Raw genomic sequence first — 17,927 nt, forward strand, 5'->3', positions numbered from 1 at the left:
TCTGGCTCTGGCTCTGGCTCTGGCTCTGGCTCTGGCTCTGGCTCTGGCTCTGGCTCTGGCTCTGGCTCTGGCTCTGGCTCTGGCTCTGGCTCTGCACCATTATTCGCCACTACGGATCGCTCTACCAGAGCACTCTCATCGTCCGTCGCCTCTGCCGATGGTTGTGGCTCCGGGTTTTCAGGCCCAATAGTGATACTTTTGCGCACCCGCTCGGGCTCAGCAACTGCTTGTTTTTCCTGACTGACAGATTGCTCGTATTGTTGTGCCACAATCCACCAGGAACCACCAAGAAGTATCAGCGCCAATGCGGGCCAGCGAAGGCTTAACAGCGGTTTCAAACTCACTGACGACCTGGATCTGGAAGCCGGCGTGATGTCCAGCCAGACCGCCGGAGTTATCCTCTGCAGGCGCGAAAAACTGCCCTGACTGAGCTGATGGATCTGCCGTATCCTGGCGGTACTGAGAAGATCTTCGATCCGGCCACCGGCACGATGCACGCGGGGTTCGAGATACGACCTGATCTCCCCTTCTGTCAGCGGACGCAAATGTACCTGATGAATGCCAGTGGACTTATCTCCAAGCTCCAGCATACTGACCAGGTCGTTCGTGCCACTGAACACTGGCACAGCCGCAGAGGCCCTGTCAGAGGCGAGAAACGCTGACAACAACAATTTCAGCAGATCGGGGGAGGCACGATCGGCGTCATCAATCAGCAGCACCAGGCGCTGCCCCTTGCGGACCCGGGTTTCAGACCAGCGGAAAAATCCATAAACGGCGTCACGGGAGCTTTCTGAAGGCTCAAGACTTTTATGGGCAATCGACAACAACCCACGCGCCAGCGCATGGGCACTTGTCAGAGCTGCAGCAGGTAGCCGGTGAAAATCCAGGCGAGCCGACTCACTGCGAACCAGTTCAGCCAGCACCCGGGTTTTGCCCGCACCCGCCGCACCGGTCAGCACCATTGCCATATCGCCAAATCCACACAGATGGCGGAGGGTTTCCAGTGCGTGCTGGCGCATGGCATCCGGAAAAAAAGGCGTTTCCATTTCCATTGGATTGGCTCTCAGGCCATAACGCTCCTGAAGCCTCGGAAACAGGCCTCCCCCTTCAAGGCTGTTCAGTCCTGAATCGTTCACAATCGTTCCCTGTCGCGTTCAGTTCACATGGAATGCATTAATCAGGTGTCCCCTGACAGAACGCCCCAAGGGTCGCGGCCAGGTTCTCCGGGCTCGCATCTGCCGTGACAAATGCATCACCCAAGGCCCTGAGCAAGACCAGACGCAGGGCCCCGTCAACATTCTTTTTATCGACAGCCATCAGATCCATGAAGTGCTCCGGGGTCATCTCCGCTGGAGGCAACAGCGGCAAGCCGGCCCGGGCAACCAGTGCGCGGGTGCGGGCCACGTCTTCTCCGGAAATCATCCCCTCCCTCAATGACAGGTCGGCAGCCATGACCATACCTGTACCGACCGCTTCGCCATGCAACCAATTGCCATACCCGGCAAACGTCTCAATGGCATGACCAAAGGTGTGGCCAAGGTTGAGAATGGCCCGAAGCCCCCCTTCCCGCTCGTCCTGGGCAACGACGTCCGCCTTACAGGCACAAGACCGGTATATGGCCTCGACCAGCGACTCCGGAGACAAGGCCATCAATCGGTCCATTTCCGACTCCAGCCACGCCAGAAATCCGGTGTCCCGGATCAGTCCGTACTTGATCACCTCGGCCAGGCCCGCGGACACTTCCCGTGGCGGCAGAGTTTTCAGAGAGTTCGTGTCGATCAGAACCACTTCCGGCTGATGGAAGGCGCCGATCATATTCTTTCCCAGTGGGTGGTTGATTCCGGTTTTTCCTCCCACCGAGGAATCCACTTGCGATAACAACGTGGTTGGTATCTGGACAAAAGGTACGCCACGCTGGTAACTGGCGGCTGCAAACCCTGTCATATCACCAACCACACCACCACCGAGAGCGACCAGGGTCGTCTTACGAGTATGACGTTTTTCCAACAAGGCATCGAATATAAGGTTCAGTGTTTGCCAATCCTTGTACTCTTCACCATCCGGAAGCACCACCGAGTCAACCGCCTTTCCCGGGAAACAGGCTTTTGCCTGTTCCAGGTATAAGGGAGCAACGGTTTCGTTGGTCACGATCATGACCTGGCCACCCGCAACATAAGGCGTCAGATCCATCCTGCCCAGCAGTCCGTCACCAATTAAAATGGGATAGCTGCGGTCACCCAGATCAACCTGCAACTCCCTAACGGCGTTATGCATGATTTCGACCTTCCTTTCTCACTTGCCGGCGATGACGCGGGGTTTTCGGATTCACTCTATTGACCAATTGGCGGACCACCAGCCTCGGGCTCTTCCGGTCGGTGTGCATGACAATATCAGCCAACTTTTTATAGACGGGGTCCCTCAGGGCAAACAGCTTTCGCAAAACGGCCTCGGGATCATCGTTCTGCAATAGCGGACGGTTCCGGTCCCGACGTGTCCGCTCAACCTGCTGCTCTATAGAGGTTTTAAGATAGATCACAGTGGCATCGCGCTTGAGAAGCTCATGATTTTCCGGCTTCATGACAGCACCGCCACCCGTGGCAAGGACTGTCTCATGCTGCTGAGACAGCTCCGCCAGCATGGCCGTTTCGCGTTGCCGGAACCCCTCTTCCCCCTCGACATCAAAGATCCAGGGGATATTGGCACCACATCGCTCTTCAATAATTCTGTCCGAATCCAGAAAACGATAGCCCAGCTCTCTGGCAAGCATGCGACCAATAGTGCTTTTGCCCGCGCCCATGGGGCCAACCAGGACAATTCGTTTTGGCAATGACATAACTTCAGCTCATAGACGTTCTGGCGGGTGAGAATAGCACAGGGCGCCGAAATCGATAAGTTTCGCAAATGTGAGGACACAAAAAAGCCGCCGGTGTGAGGCGGCGGCTTTCTTGATCAGTGCACTTACCGAATCAGGTCACTCTTGATAATTTTGGGCGTGATGAAGATCAGCAGCTCACTGCGCTCATCGATGTGCTCTGTCCGCTTGAACAGGCGCCCGAGGTATGGGATGTCACCAAGGAACGGCGTCTTCGTGGTCTGGGTTGCCACTTCGGACTGGAAGATGCCACCCAGAACAACCGTCTCTCCATTACCCACCAACACCTGAGTTGTTACCTCATTGGTATTGATTGCCGGGATACCTGCCGTCACTTCGCCACGGGAATCCTGATTGACGACCAGGTCCATGATGATCTTGTCGTCTGGCGTGATCTGCGGCGTCACTTCCAGCGACAGGGCAGCCTCCTTGAAGGAAACCGACGTAGCACCGCTGGAAGAAGCTTCCTGATAGGGGATCTCTTCACCAGACTTGATCTTCGCCGTCTGCCGGTCAGCCGTCACCACCCGAGGCTGGGAGACCACTTCAGCGCGACCATCGGTTTCCAGTGCAGACAATTCAAGATCCACCAGGAAGTCATCACTCCCCCATCCGATCGCGAACGAGGACGCACCTTCACCGGTAACCCCAAGGTCGACAGCCAGTGCCCCCGGGAAGGTAATCGTATTGTTGTTACCAGCCGCTGCCTGACGAGCTTCTTCAACCGCGCCTTGGGAGCCACCAATGGAAACCACATTATCGCCATTCACATCATACGCAGCGCCGCCCCAGCGAATACCCAGGTTTTCAGCAACATTAGTTTGCGCACGCACAATCCGCGCCTCAATGGATACCTGGCGAACCGCCACATCCCATGTGGAAACCAATTGGCGAATTTCTTCCAGCTTCTCCGTAGTTTCGCGGACGCTGATAGTGTTGGTCCTGGCATCGGAAGAGACGAAACCACGAGAGGAGATCAGCTCTTCATCAGCCTTGATCAGGGCCACGATATCTGCGGCCTTGGCATAATTGACCTGGATGATGTCCAGACGGACCGGAGCCAGCTCGGCAATCTGTTTACTGGTTTCCAGCTCAAGTTTTTCCCGGGCTGCAATTTCATCGGCCGGAGCGACCAGAAGCACGTTACCGATCTGGCGCTTGTCGAGGCCCTTGGTCTTGAGGATCAGATCCAGAGCCTGATCCCAGGGGACGTTCTGCAAACGCAGCGTGATACTTCCACTCACGGTGTCACTGGCAACCAGGTTCAGGCCGGTGAAGTCTGCAATCAACTGCAAGACTGAGCGCACCTCAATGTCCTGGAAGTTGAGTGACAGCTTGTCCCCGGTATACGGGAACTTTTCTTCGCGGCGCTCTTCAGCTTCCTGCTCGGTCAGCCTTTCCACGCTTACCGTAAACTGGGAGCCGGACTGATAGGCGATGTAGTCGTAGCTGCCTTCCGGGCGAATTTCGACAACCGCATTGCCACCTTCAGTATAGGTGTCCACCCGTGTCACCGGAGTCGCGAAATCAGTCACATCCAGACGACGACGGAGATGCTCGGGAACGGTCATTCCATCCATCGTCAATCGAATCTTGCCTCCGAGCTCAGAGAGGTCAACAGGCGCGCTGGCGCGACCGAGATCGACTACCACCTGCCCTTCGCCATCTTTTCCACGACGGAAATCCACTCCCGCCAGCACCCCATCACGGACGGAGGCCGATGACGATGTTGTGCTGGCAGCCGGAGCCGCGGAACCGCCACCGGAGGCTGTGGAAGCACCACCTTGCCCGCCAATAGTCATGACCAGCGAGTTGCCCTCACGAACCGTATCATAGGGGGCCAGCTCCACCAGATTGAAAATCAGGCGAGTGCGGTCCTTGGTTTCCACCACCGTCATGCTCTGGGCATTTCCAGACCCGAGCGGCACACTGCGGCTGTCCAGCCCGCTGGTGGTTCCTTTCAGGTCGACCGCGATCCGGGCAGGCCGCTCGATGGTATAACCCGTGGGTTCAGGTGGTTGACCGTCAAATTCCAACGTTACTTCAAGCTGGTCGCCAGGTAACGATGAAAACGACACGTCTTCCAGCGTGACCGCATTGGCCAGGCCGGATAACAACCCAAGAGCAATCACGCCGACGTATACATTGAGTTTTCTGAACATCGCTAGCCTCGACCCCAAACTTTTTTGTTCATGCATGGTTCTTTCTGTATTCATAATGCCGCCCCTTAGCCATCGCCTTCGTCTTCGTCAAGGGACAGGGAACGAGGACGCTCAACCCATCCACCCCGGCCATTGGGAACGATTTCAATCAGTTCAACACGGGTTTGGCTGATTCCGACAATTCTGCCGTAATTCTGCCCCATGTAATTTCCGGTGCGCACTCTGTGGACCCCCCCTTCGCTATCACGAATCAACGCGAAAAGGCCGCCGGACGCATTTGTCAGGGTACCCACCATATTCAGGCTTTTCAGGTCAAAGTTCTCAAGCACCTCTCGCGGGCGATCAAGGTCCGGCTCAACATCACTCACCGGCTCGTCATCAACCATCGTCAACTGCACATCAATGGGCGGCTCAAAGGGTGCCCGCCTGTCTGCAGCTGAGTAACTGAATGCTTCGTATGCCTTGAATTCCGGCAAAGGTTCAACGTGACCTCTCGGCTTGGCTCTGGTATCCGCCATGAATTTGTCAAGATCAGAGAAACCATTTCCCTGGGAACAAGCCGTCAATAGGGATACCAGACAAATACCCAGCCAGGCCTTTCCTGCATGCTGTCCTGCCATGCTTAATCTCCAGCCCGGTAGCGGTAGGTACGGGCAACAACCTGCATATCAAGTCGCTCACCATCACCGCCAGTTGGTTTTATGGTTAAATCGTGCAGCGTCACAATCCGCGGCAAGCTGGCTACACTACTGACGAACGTCGCCAGCTCATGGTAGGAGCCCGAGACACGGATATTAATCGGCAGCTCCGAGTAGAAATCACGACGCTGCTCGGGTTGGAGCTTAACCTCCTGCAATGCAAGGCCACTGCCCAGGGCCGTGTTGGTAATGTCCTCCAGCAAGCCCGGTACTTCCGTCTCGCTGGGCAACTGTCGCACCAATGCCCCGAACGTTTCCTCCATCTCTTCCATCTGCGCCCTGAAGACATCCAGGTTCGCCACCCGATAGGCCTTGTCTTCGTATTTCTTCTTTAATTCCTGCTCGGTACGTTCAACACGCTCCAGCTCTGTGTACTGATCCTTGATGAAGAACCAGTAACCGCCACCGAGAATCAGGCCAAAGATGATCAACACAACGATGAATTTTACCGGTGCCGGCCAGATACCCGCATTATTGATATCCAGATCATTGATATCAAATTCGTTAAGACTTTTGAGTGAGTCCGCGAGGCTCATTACTTATCCTCCCCTTCGGGCTCTGGAGTTTGTTGCTTAACCGACAGGTTAAACTGGCTGTATCCAGCTCGACGATTGTCCGCCGCCGACACATTGGAAAGATTTGGCTCTGTAAACCAGTCGGATTCATCAAAACGCCTCATCAGGGTGGAAATCCGACTGTTGGATTCAGCCATTCCGACAATATCGACGCGGTCACCGGTCTTCTTGAGGTCGGTGTAGAAGAGCCCGTCCGGCAAAGTCCGCACTAACTCGTCAAACACCCGCACAATAACCGGACGCTTACCCTGGAGATCCTGAATGACCTGCATGCGCGACAACAGCTCATCACGCTTGCGCTTCAGGTTTTCAATTTCCTTGATCTGCTTATCCAGTTCCTTGGTCGCGGTTTCTATGTAGGCGTTGCGCGATTGCTGGTACGCAATGCGGTTGTCCATGTCCGTCTTCCAAAGAAACGCCAGGCCCGCAGCGACAATAGCGGCACCCAGTATCATCACGACAAACTGCTTCTGTTTTTCGGCCCGAAGCTCTTCACGCCATGGCCTGAGGTTAATCTTTGCCATCAGTCAAAGCTCCTCATCGCCAGCCCACATGCAATCATCAGCGAGGGCGCATCACTGCCAAGCGCTGACGCGTTCACCCTGGAGCCTACCGACATATCGGAAAATGGATTTGCTACCAGAGTTGGCGTTCCGGTTTTCTCTTCAACCATTTCTGTCAGGCCCTGAATCGACGCAGTACCACCAGCCAGAATCACGTAATCCACCGCATTGTATTGACTTGCACCAAAGAAGAACTGGAGAGCCCTCGCCACTTGCTGAACGACTGCCTCCCGGAAAGGGGTCAGGACTTCGGACTCGTAGTCATCCGGCAGCCCCCCCTGCTTCTTCGCAAGTCCGGCCTCTTCTACAGACAGGCCGTAACGACGCTGGATTTCCTCGGTCAGTTGCTTGCCACCGAAAATCTGTTCACGGGTATATACCGTCTTACCATCGGCCAGAACACTGAGAGTGGTCATGGTGGCGCCAACGTCGACGATGGCTACGACCAGTTCCTCTCCCTGGGAATCAAGCTGGGGCTCAATCAGGGTGTACGCCCGCTCGAGTGCGTACGCCTCAACATCGACAACCTTTGTGGTGAGCGACGCTATCTCCAGCGCATCCTCACGAATATCGACGTTTTCCTTTCGGCAAGCAGCAAGAAGCACATCAACCTGATCGGGGTTGGCTTCTGAGGGACCCTGTACCTCGAAGTCAATAGCGACTTCATCCAGGGGATACGGAATGTACTGGTCTGCCTCCAGCGCAATCTGATCTTCCATTTCAAACTCATTGAGGCCGCCATCCATCTGGATGACTTTGGTGATGACGGCAGAGCCCGAAACAGCAACGGCGACCTGTTTCACGCCGGTACGCGATTTGGAAGCGACGCGTTTGAGAACTTCGCCGACCGCCTCCACATCTGTGATGTTTTTCTCAACAACAGCGTTAGCCGGCAACGGCTCCACTGCATAACTTTCGACCTTGTAACGGTCACCGTTCTTGGACAGTTCCAACAGCTTGACTGAGCTGGAGCTGATGTCCGCACCCAAGACGGCACTGGATTTTTTTCCAAACAATCCGAACACGCGCTCACCCTATACCTGGTTAATGCACCGGGTTACGTAACTTATGTGTTTTTTATTTAAGAGAATTTCTTCAGTTTTCCGTCTACAATGCGAGTTCTTCTTAAATTGAGAGACATTGCGACGGTGAAGCGACTCGTCCTTCCTAAAGCAATTTCTCAAATGATAGACCTATATCCAACAGTTGTCAGAAAAAAATGTCTCATTTGTTGCGTACATCCCGCCTGTTTGCCTGGTTATTTATCACCGGACTCAGTCTTTCGACAATCGTAGCGTCAGGTTTTTATCTGTACCTGCGCCCTGGACTTCCCCCCGTGGATCAGCTTCTTGATATCAAGTTGCAGACACCGCTGAGAGTCTACAGCGCAGACAACAGATTAATAGCAGAATTCGGCGAAAAGAGAAGGGCACCAGTCACAATCGAACAGATCCCTACAATTCAGTTACATGCCTTTATGGCTGCTGAAGACGCCCGTTTCTATGAGCACTTCGGGGTCGACTTCAAAGGCCTGCTGCGGGCTGCCATCGAACTGGTCTCCACCGGAGAGATCCAGTCAGGGGGCAGTACCATCACAATGCAGGTTGCAAAAAATTACTTTTTGTCACGCGACCGAACCTTTATACGAAAGTTCAATGAGATACTACTCGCACTTCAGATAGAACGTGAACTGAGCAAGGATCGCATCCTCGAACTTTACCTGAACAAGATTTATCTTGGTAATCGCGCTTACGGTATCGCTGCGGCTGCGCAAGTCTACTACGACAAACCGGTCAACGACCTGTCATTGGCCCAGATGGCCATGCTTGCCGGCCTGCCGAAAGCACCATCTGCCTACAACCCTCTGGCCAACCCCGAGCGGGCACACATTCGCCGCAACTGGATTCTGGGTCGCATGCGGGACCTCGGCTACATCACCGACGATGCTTATCAGCTTGCGGCTTCCGCGCCCCTGACCGCCACTTACAATACCGCCGACTCGGAAGTAGACGCCGATTTTGTCGCCGAAATGGCCAGAACGGAAATGGTTCAACAGTTTGGCGACAAGGCTTACACCGATGGCTACAAGGTCACCCTGACCGTTGACAGCAAAAAGCAGCAACAGGCCACCCTCGCCTTGCGCAGCGGCCTGGAGGCCTACGACCGGAGGCATGGCTTTCGCGGCCCAATCGGACAGATCGACGAAGCGGATCTCCGCCCCGAGAACCTGGAAAGCCTGATCGCAAATTACCCGAGGGTAGAAACCCTGATTCCAGCGGTCGTAATACGGGTTAATGATGAGAGCGGCGAAGTCGAACTGTTTGCCCGAACCCTTGGCAAGACTGTCATGCCGTTTGAGACCATGACCTGGGCCAGACGCTACAAAACAGAAAACCTGACCGGCCCAGAACCGGAGAAACCATCGGACGTTGTCAGCAAAGGCGATGTCATCTATGTCAAACCCTCAGCAACCCCCACCCTCGACGCCACGGATGAGCCCCCGTCGACAACAGATGATGGCACAAGGGAAATCAGAACCATCGATATCCGCAAGGTGGAGCTGGCTCAGATCCCGCGAGTAGAGGGCGCCCTGATTTCCCTCGACGCGGACACTGGCGCGATTGAGGCTCTGTCAGGCGGCTATAGCTTCAGCCAAAGCAAATACAACCGGGCCATGCAAGCGAAAAGACAGCCAGGTTCCAACTTCAAGCCATTCCTCTATCTGGCCGCCATGGAACGCGGCATGACGCCTGCAACAATCTACAACGATGCCCCCATCGTCTTTGACGACGAGGAGCTGGGGACCGCGTGGCGCCCCGAAAACTCCTCCGGAAGGTTTGAGGGACCTACCCGCCTGCGGAAGGCGCTCTACCAGTCAAGAAACCTGGTGTCCATTCGCCTGCTGCGGGACCTGGGCATCCAGTCCACGCTGGATTACCTGGAACAGCTGAAGATACCGACCGCCGACATGCAGAAAGACCTTTCCCTGTCTCTTGGCAGCGGCCTGCTCACCCCGATGGAAGTAGCCAGAGGCTACGCGGTGATTGCCAATGGCGGCTACGATGTTCAGCCCTTCCTGATTCAGAGCATCTCCGACGCTAACAACGAAGAGCTCTTCAACGCACCTGAGGTCGTCCTGTGCGACAGAGACTGCGAGGACATTGAACCTGAAGAAACGGGCGCAGAAACCAGCCGCGATGAACGAGATCATTCGGTAAGACTTGCCCGGCGTCTGGCGGATGAACGGAGTGTCTACCTTATGCATTCCATCTTGAAGGATGTCATTACAAGGGGGACTGGACGCCGGGCATTAGCACTGGGACGTAGTGATCTGGCAGGTAAAACCGGCACAACCAACGAGCAACGGGACACCTGGTTTTCCGGCTTCAACCATGATATCGCCACCACCACCTGGGTCGGTTTCGATCAACCCGCGCCCCTCGGCCGTCGCGAGTTCGGTGCCAGCACCGCTCTGCCAATCTGGATGGACTATATGGAGGTCGCCCTTGAAGGTGCCCCCGTCTCTCATATGCCGCGCCCCAATGGTCTCGTCAACGTCCGCATTGACCCGGAAACCGGCAAGCGCGCCCGCCCGGGCCAGGACGGCATATTCGAGCTGTTTAAGGAAGAGAATGCCCCAGCGCCTCTGGATCCGCGGGATGCCTCAGGCAACGGCGATAATGGCAACGGTGACGACTTGTCCCGCCAGATATTCTGAGTGGGCAATCGGACACAAAAAAACCGGCGGGATCACCGCCGGTTTTTTTGTGTCCAGTCACTGACCACTAACTTACTGAATGTCTTCCATAGACTTCAGCGGGTAGTGAGCAGGATACGGGTTGCGCGCAACACCGGAATCTACCGCCGCGCGGGCAACTGCGGCCGGAACCACTTCCAGAAGACGCACATCCAGCGGCTTCGGAATGATGTATTCCCTACCAAACTCAAAAGCTGCCACACCGTATGCTTCACAGATTTCCTGCGGCACCGGCTCTTTCGCCAGCTCGCGAATCGCGTGCACTGCCGCGACCTTCATCTCCTCATTGATGGCGGTGGCACGTACGTCCAAAGCACCACGGAAAATGAACGGGAAACCAAGCACGTTGTTCACCTGGTTCGGGTAATCCGAACGACCGGTTGCCATGATCAGGTCATCGCGGGTTGCCAGGGCAACTTCCGGGCTGATCTCTGGATCCGGGTTGGAACAGGCGAAAACAATCGGATTTGGCGCCATTTTCTTCAGCTGATCCGCAGTCAGCAGATCCGGGCCAGAAAGCCCAAGGAAGACATCCGCACCGTCGATTGCGTCATCAAGTGTACGCCGGTCAGTATCATTGGCGAACATTGCCTTGTACTGATTCAGATCATCACGACCAGAGTGGATCACACCCTTACGGTCAAGCATGAAGATGTTCTCTGAGCGAACACCGCAGCTGATCAGCAGCTTCATACAGGCAATAGCAGCGGCCCCTGCACCCAGGCACACTACTTTTGCTTCTTCAATCTTCTTACCCTGAAGCTCCAGAGCGTTGATCATGCCGGCCGCGGTTACAATGGCGGTACCGTGCTGATCATCGTGGAAGATAGGCACATTGCATTTCTCAATCAGAGCACGCTCGACCTCGAAACACTCCGGCGCCTTAATGTCTTCCAGGTTGATACCACCGAAGGTATCAGCGATACGCTCTACCGTTTCAATAAACGCCTGGGGGCTTTCGGAATCGACCTCGATATCAAAGACGTCGATACCAGCAAAGCGCTTGAACAGTACGCCTTTGCCTTCCATTACCGGCTTGCTCGCCAGGGGACCGAGGTTACCCAGACCAAGAATGGCAGAGCCGTCGGAAATAACGGCTACCAGGTTACCCTTGGCAGTGTATTTGTATGCGTTCTCGGGGTCCTTCGCGATCTCGCGGACCGGCTCGGCAACCCCAGGGCTGTACGCCAGGGAAAGGTCGCGGGAAGTCTGGGTAGGCTTGGTGATTTCAACACTCAGCTTACCAGGCCGCGGCTTGGCGTGGTATTCAAGGGCTGCTTCTTTCAGATCTTGAGACATTGCCACTGTTCCGTTTGTCACGTTTAAGAGGTAATAAACCGCCGGGACCCGTCCCAGCGGAGCGCGCCATTATGGCGCGAAGGCTCACATCAAACAAGGGCCGATTGCACACTTACTGATCAGTCAATAGGGCAAACTGCTTATAGATGAAGGCTGAGCGAACCCGGCGAGAGATTCAGACATAAAAAAAGCGCCATTGCAGGCGCTTTTTCTGTACCAAGAGCTGAATCAGCCCTTCTTGCCACCGATGCGGCCACCGAAACGCTTCTGGAAACGGTCAATACGGCCACCGGTATCCATCACTTTCTGCTTGCCGGTATAGAACGGATGGCACTGTGAGCAGACGTCCAGCTGCAGGTCATGCCCGATGGTGGAGCGTGTTTTAATGACATTACCGCAGGAACAGGTAGCGGTGATGTCTTCGTACTTGGGGTGGATACCTTCTTTCATGGCGAACCTCTGTCGGTCATGCCGCTACCTGATCGCGGGAGCTTTTTTCACTCCAGGCGCCAGGCACCGCATATTTGAATCAATTGAGAAGACGGGGCACAATCATGCCCTGCCGGAAACAGACCGCGAATCTTACTTGCAAACGCCACGGCAGGCAAGTCCCAACCCGGGGCAATCAGCCCAATACATCGCACGGACCGGTGCGCAGGCAAAACCAAGGATACGCAAATACCGTGACAGCCTCACCACAGCGGAGTTCCAGTGTGCGAGAACGCTCCCCGCTAACCGCGCGCATAGCCCTCAACCGTCCCTTGAGAAGGCTCTTTGACTACCGGATTCCCGATAACCTGACGCTTGAACCAGGTCAACGCGTGAACGTTCCGTTTGGCAGGCAGTCCGCAACCGGCCTCGTCGTCGAAACCGGCGTAAAGCCCCCCCGGGGAATCACCCTCAAACCCATCCATTCCGCATACGAGCCCTGGCCAGCGCTACCCACGGAAACCTTCCAGTTACTGACCTGGGCATCGGACTACTACCAACACCCTCTCGGGGAATGCCTGTTTACCGCCCTACCCCCAGCCCTGAGGCGTGGCAGGCCCGCATCAGAAAAGCAGGATACCTGGTGGAAAGCGATTGCCGGCCCGGAAGCCCTTGCGGGAAACGCCCACCGCCAGAAAGCACTACTGGCATGGCTGCGGAGGCACCCGCAGGGTGCGAGCACCTCTAACCTGACCGCGGCCGGCTTCACCCGGGAGCAAATCAGGACGCTGCAGAAACGGGAACTCATAAAGGAAACAGAGGCCGTTGCAGCCCCCAAAAATCCTGAAGAAAATGAGCAACCGGGACCAAGCCTCTCTCCAGCCCAACAGCAAGCTGCAGACCAGATTCCCGGCCCCCATGCGGGCTTCAGCGCTTCCCTTCTGTATGGCATCACCGGAAGCGGCAAAACCGAGCTTTACCTGCACTATCTGAAACAGCAGTTAAGCGCCTCGGCCCAGGCATTGGTGCTGGTACCTGAAATCAACCTTACCCCCCAGACTGTGGCCAGATTTCAACGCTACTTCGGCCAACGCATTGTCGTCTGGCATTCAGCCCTGAATGATGGCGAGCGCCTGTCCACCTGGTTGAAGATCCGCAATGGCGAGCCCGTCATCCTGATCGGCACCCGCTCTGCCGTCCTACTTCCCTTTACCAGGCTACAAACGATCGTTGTGGACGAGGAACACGACAGCTCCTACAAGCAGGGGGAAGGCTTTCGCTATTCCGGGCGAGACATGGCGGTCTACCGTGCGCACTTGAATCAGTGCCCGGTCATTCTTGGCTCAGCGACGCCATCCCTTGAGTCCTATCACAACGCGCTTACCGGGAAATACCGGCTCATCAGGCTCGAGGAGCGGGCCGGTAACGCGAAACCACCCTCTATCAGCCTCCTGGACATTCGCAGCCGACCGCTGGAAGGTGGCCTGTCCCGCCCCGCAATACAGGCGATTGAAAGGTGTCTGACCGATGGACAACAAGCCCTGGTGTTCGTCAACAGGCGTGGCTTTGCGCCGGTCATGATGTGTTTCGATTGCGGCCACATGGTGGAATGCCCGCGCTGCGACACACGCCTGACCTACCATCGCCGGGACCGCGCCATGCGCTGTCACCACTGCGATTACCAGACTGCCGCCACGGAACACTGCCCCAAATGCCAGAGCGACGCTTTCAAACCCGTTGGGCAGGGTACGGAAAGAACCGAGGATATATTGGCTTCGGCATTCCCCGAGACGCCGGTGGTCCGCGTGGACAGGGACAGCACCCAACGCAAGGGCAGCATCCAGGGCATTCTCAAAAAAGTGAACACCGGAGAGCCCTGCGTTCTGGTTGGCACCCAGATGCTCGCCAAAGGCCATGACTTCCCGAACGTTACCCTGGTTGTCGTAGTCAACGCCGACGGAGGCCTGTTCAGTGTGGACTTTCGCGCGCCGGAACAGCTCATCCAGACCCTGCTACAGGTAAGCGGCCGCGCGGGCCGAGGCGAGAAGTCCGGCCAGGTACTGGTGCAGACCTGCCACAGCGATCACCCCATACTGAAATCGTTGCGCCAGGGTCACTACCTCACTCTCGCCGATCAGCTGCTGACGGAAAGGGAAGCCGGTCAGTTTCCCCCGTTCCGCGCGATGGCCATTTTCCGCGCCGAAGCGGACTCCATGGCCAAAAGCCTGGAACTGTTGGACAGGATCAAGCCACAGGCCAATGTCCCTGGCATTGAAATCTGGGGGCCACTCCCCGCACTGATCGCCAGACGCGCCGACCGCCACCGAGCCCAACTGGTACTGTCCTGCGACAACCGAAAGCGCCTGAACCATGTACTGAGTCACCTTTGCCAGAGCCTTGACCAGCAAAAACTGCCCTCGGGCGTAAAGTGGATGATCGATGTCGATCCGCAAGAGACCGGCTGAGACAGACCGGCTTTTTGCTTGCAGCGCCACTTTCCGCGATAATACCCGCCTTCGATTCCCGGCGGCTTCCCGCCTTATTCCAATTCTCTTGTAAACCGAGTCGTCCGACAGCATGAAAGAGACCGTATCCGATCTGCTCCAGTCTGCACTGGCCACACTGCAGTCCGAAGGCACCCTGCCAGCGGACCAGTCATTCACTCCACAGGTGGGCAACACTAAGGACAAGTCCCATGGTGACTATGCCTGCAATATCGCCCTTGTGGCTGCCAAGGCAGCGGGATGCCCGCCACGACAGCTGGCCGAAGCCCTGGTGAAGCGACTTCCGGAGAGTTCGGCCGTGGAGAAGGTGGAAATCGCAGGCCCCGGCTTCATCAACTTTTTCATGAGCACCGCCAGCGCGTTTGAGGTGGTCAACACCATTCTGGAAGAAGCGGGTCAGTTTGGCCGTAACCAGAGCGGCCAGGATGAAAAGGTGCAGGTGGAATTCGTATCCGCCAACCCGACGGGCCCGCTGCATGTGGGTCATGGCCGTGGCGCAGCCATCGGCGACTGCCTGTGCCGTCTGCTGGAAGCCAACGGCTACGATGTCACCCGGGAATTCTATTACAACGACGCCGGCGCCCAGATCAATAATCTCGCGCTGTCGGTACAGTCACGAGTTAAAGGGCTGACACCTGACGATGAAAATTGGCCTGCCGACGGCTACCGTGGTGATTACATCGTTGATGTTGCCAAGGCTTATCTTGCACGCGAGACCGTAACTGCGGATGACCGGGAAGTCACCGGCAAGGCTGATCCGGAAGATATGGACGCCATTCGCGAGTTCGCCGTGGCCTACCTGCGCCGGGAACAGGACCTGGACCTCAAGGCCTTTGGCGTCGAATTTGACGTCTACTTCCTGGAATCTTCCCTGTATGAAGAAGGCAAAGTGGAAGCTACCGTGAAGCGCCTGCAGGAGAACGGCTATACCTACGAACACGAAGGCGCCCTGTGGCTGAAGACCACGGAATTCGGTGACGACAAGGATCGCGTCATGCGCAAGAAGGATGGTGGCTACACCTACTTCCTGCCGGACGTGGCCTACCATCTCGACAAATGGCAACGCGGCTTCACCACGGTGATTAATGAACAGGGGGCCGATCACCACTCCACGGTCACCCGCGTCCGTGCTGGCCTGCAGGCACTGAAAGCCGGCATACCCAGTGGCTGGCCGGATTATGTCCTGCACCAGATGGTAATGGTGACCCGCTCCGGGCAGGAAGTAAAAATCTCGAAACGTGCCGGAAGCTACGTCACCGTGCGCGACCTGATTGATGAAGTGGGTCGGGATGCCACCCGGTTCTTCCTGGCCGCTCGCCGGGTGGACTCCCAATTGACCTTCGACATCGACCTGGCTCGCTCCCAGACCAATGAAAACCCGGTCTATTACATTCAGTATGCCCATGCCCGCATCTGCAGCGTACTGCGCAAGCTGGCTGAGGAAGGGGTAAACCGGGGCTGGAACGAGTGTCAGGGCGACCTGTCGTTGCTGACCCTGGATGAGGAAAAGGAATTGGCCAATCAGCTGGCCAAATACCCGGAACTGATCGTCAACTCCGCTGCCCAGCGGGAACCGCACCATCTGACTCATTACCTGCGGGACCTGGCGGGACAGTTCCACACCTACTACAACGCCCACAAGGTGTTGATTGAGGATACCGCCATCCGGGATGCCCGCATCAGCCTGTATCTGGCAGTTCGTCAGGTCATCGCTAATGGCCTGGATCTGCTGGGCGTCAGCGCGCCGGAAGAAATGTAAGACAGGAATCGTCAGGATATGCCCCGAGACTACGCCCGCAAGAATCCTAAAGGCAAGGCAGCCGCCACGCTCCGCAAGGCCCCCAGGAGCCAGAGGAGCAGCAAACCGGCACGCCCGCGGCCTGAGCAGCGAACACCGGCTCGAGGGCAACAGGGCGGCCTGTCCCTTAAATGGATTCTGTCCCTGGCAGCGGTCGGAGGTTTCATTGGCTTTATTGTCTACCTCAACTCGCTGCCTGCGCCGACTCCAACCCAGCAGACCAGCGGGCCGGCACCGGCGACACCACCAGCCGAGGAGCAGGAAGCCGCAGCAGGCGAGGAAGCCAAGCAACGGTACCGCTTTTACGAGATGCTTCCGGAGAGCGAAGTGGTGCCGCCCAAAGTGGAGGAATACACTCCCGGGCCGACGAAGCAGAGTTACACCTACCTGATCCAGTCTGGCTCGTTCCGTAGTCAGAAAGATGCTGAGCGCCAGCGAGCGCAGATTGCGTTCCAGGGCCTGCGGGCCAATGTCCAGCGCATTGATCTGGATAACGGCAGCGTCTGGTACCGGGTCAATGTGGGGCCGTTCAATTCCCGCAGTCAGATGAACTCCGCCATCGATAAACTGGTGTCGATCAACATAGAGCCATTGGTGCGCAAAATCCCCAAGGAGGGCTGATTGGCCCTCTTTGCATGACTGCCCGATCAGCATGCAGCCCTACTGCCCTTGAAAAAAAACCACTCGCCTCCATAACTGCTGAATACTGTTTTCTATCAGGCAACTGGAGCCCACATGACTACCATACTTTCCGTCAGGCGCGATGACGAAGTCGCCATGGGTGGCGATGGCCAGGTTTCCCTCGGCAATACCGTAATGAAAGGAAATGCACGCAAGGTTCGCCGCCTGTATAACGGCAAGGTACTGGCAGGATTCGCCGGCGGGACCGCCGATGCATTCACCTTGTTCGAACGATTCGAGGCCCAACTGGAAAAACACCAGGGCAACCTGACACGGGCAGCGGTTGAGCTGGCCAAGGACTGGCGAACGGACCGCGCCCTGCGCCGGCTCGAAGCCCTCCTGGCAGTGGCCGACAAAACCGCGTCACTGATCATTACCGGTAACGGCGACGTCATCGAACCGGAACAGGGGCTGATTGCTATCGGCTCCGGCGGCCCATTTGCACAGGCCTCGGCGCGCGCCCTGCTTGAGAACACCGACCTGAAAGCCAGAGACATTGTGGAAAAAGGCCTGGATATCGCGGCCGACATCTGCATCTACACCAACCACAATCGCACCCTTGAAGTGCTTTCCGCCAACGACTGATTCG

15 protein-coding genes are annotated in these 17,927 nt (G+C 56.5%); 5 read left to right on the forward strand and 10 right to left on the reverse strand.

The features are described 5' to 3' along the window. The 8 genes from Q0Y21_RS00005 to Q0Y21_RS00040 all read right to left on the reverse strand — a co-directional run. The coding region (locus tag Q0Y21_RS00005) for an ATP-binding protein (RefSeq protein ID WP_297790350.1) at window positions 1–1,136 on the reverse strand (1,136 nt) is incomplete at its 3' end. A gap of 37 nt (window positions 1,137–1,173) precedes the next feature. Beyond that, complete coding sequence (gene aroB / locus Q0Y21_RS00010) at window positions 1,174–2,274, reverse strand: 3-dehydroquinate synthase (RefSeq protein WP_297790352.1); 1,101 nt, start codon at window positions 2,272–2,274, stop codon at window positions 1,174–1,176. Further along, window positions 2,267–2,833, reverse strand: a complete 567-nt coding sequence (gene aroK, locus Q0Y21_RS00015; RefSeq protein WP_297790354.1) for a shikimate kinase AroK — start codon at window positions 2,831–2,833, stop codon at window positions 2,267–2,269. The genes aroB and aroK overlap by 8 nt, the downstream gene beginning before the upstream one ends. A 125-nt stretch (window positions 2,834–2,958) precedes the next feature. Then, window positions 2,959–5,034, reverse strand: coding sequence for a type IV pilus secretin PilQ (gene pilQ, locus Q0Y21_RS00020; RefSeq protein WP_297790356.1), 2,076 nt, complete (start codon window positions 5,032–5,034; stop codon window positions 2,959–2,961). 65 nt (window positions 5,035–5,099) lie between these two features. Further along, entirely contained in the window at window positions 5,100–5,654 is a 555-nt protein-coding gene (locus Q0Y21_RS00025; protein WP_297790358.1) for a pilus assembly protein PilP, read from the reverse strand. A 2-nt stretch (window positions 5,655–5,656) separates the two neighbouring features. After that, the gene (gene pilO / locus Q0Y21_RS00030; protein ID WP_297790360.1) at window positions 5,657–6,268 is read right to left on the reverse strand and encodes a type 4a pilus biogenesis protein PilO; all 612 of its coding nucleotides are present in this window, start codon (window positions 6,266–6,268) and stop codon (window positions 5,657–5,659) included. Continuing rightward, window positions 6,268–6,831 carry a PilN domain-containing protein gene (locus Q0Y21_RS00035; RefSeq protein WP_297790362.1) on the reverse strand — a complete coding sequence of 188 codons (564 nt, stop codon included), beginning with the start codon at window positions 6,829–6,831 and terminating at the stop codon, window positions 6,268–6,270. The genes pilO and Q0Y21_RS00035 overlap by 1 nt, the downstream gene beginning before the upstream one ends. Beyond that, window positions 6,831–7,895, reverse strand: coding sequence for a pilus assembly protein PilM (locus tag Q0Y21_RS00040; RefSeq protein ID WP_297790364.1), 1,065 nt, complete (start codon window positions 7,893–7,895; stop codon window positions 6,831–6,833). The genes Q0Y21_RS00035 and Q0Y21_RS00040 overlap by 1 nt, the downstream gene beginning before the upstream one ends. 194 nt (window positions 7,896–8,089) lie before the next feature. Between Q0Y21_RS00040 and Q0Y21_RS00045 the strand changes: the two genes are divergently transcribed. Beyond that, a complete protein-coding gene (locus Q0Y21_RS00045; protein ID WP_297790366.1) occupies window positions 8,090–10,588 on the forward strand; it encodes a penicillin-binding protein 1A in 2,499 nt (832 codons plus the stop codon). A 72-nt stretch (window positions 10,589–10,660) separates the two neighbouring features. Here Q0Y21_RS00045 and Q0Y21_RS00050 read toward each other — a convergent pair whose 3' ends face one another. Both Q0Y21_RS00050 and rpmE read right to left on the reverse strand, forming a co-directional pair. Further along, window positions 10,661–11,926 carry a malic enzyme-like NAD(P)-binding protein gene (locus Q0Y21_RS00050; protein WP_297790368.1) on the reverse strand — a complete coding sequence of 422 codons (1,266 nt, stop codon included), beginning with the start codon at window positions 11,924–11,926 and terminating at the stop codon, window positions 10,661–10,663. Between the two features lie 228 nt (window positions 11,927–12,154). Continuing rightward, the gene (gene rpmE / locus Q0Y21_RS00055; protein ID WP_127330514.1) at window positions 12,155–12,376 is read right to left on the reverse strand and encodes a 50S ribosomal protein L31; all 222 of its coding nucleotides are present in this window, start codon (window positions 12,374–12,376) and stop codon (window positions 12,155–12,157) included. A gap of 263 nt (window positions 12,377–12,639) precedes the next feature. Here rpmE and Q0Y21_RS00060 point away from each other — a divergent pair, with 263 nt between their 5' ends. The 4 genes from Q0Y21_RS00060 (at window position 12,640) to hslV (ending at window position 17,923) form a co-directional block, all read left to right on the forward strand. After that, a complete protein-coding gene (locus Q0Y21_RS00060; protein WP_297790371.1) occupies window positions 12,640–14,820 on the forward strand; it encodes a primosomal protein N' in 2,181 nt (726 codons plus the stop codon). 112 nt (window positions 14,821–14,932) lie between these two features. After that, on the forward strand, window positions 14,933–16,618 hold the full coding sequence (gene argS, locus Q0Y21_RS00065; protein ID WP_297790373.1) for an arginine--tRNA ligase: 1,686 nt from the start codon (window positions 14,933–14,935) through the stop codon (window positions 16,616–16,618). A gap of 18 nt (window positions 16,619–16,636) precedes the next feature. Continuing rightward, window positions 16,637–17,278 (forward strand): SPOR domain-containing protein, encoded by a 642-nt coding sequence (locus tag Q0Y21_RS00070; RefSeq protein ID WP_297790375.1) that lies wholly within the window; start codon window positions 16,637–16,639, stop codon window positions 17,276–17,278. A 114-nt stretch (window positions 17,279–17,392) separates the two neighbouring features. After that, window positions 17,393–17,923: an ATP-dependent protease subunit HslV gene (gene hslV / locus Q0Y21_RS00075; protein ID WP_297790377.1), complete on the forward strand. Its 531-nt coding sequence runs from the start codon at window positions 17,393–17,395 to the stop codon at window positions 17,921–17,923. The last annotated feature ends 4 nt before the right edge of the window (window positions 17,924–17,927 follow it).

The organism is uncultured Marinobacter sp. (genome assembly GCF_947259545.1).
GTDB lineage: Bacteria > Pseudomonadota > Gammaproteobacteria > Pseudomonadales > Oleiphilaceae > Marinobacter.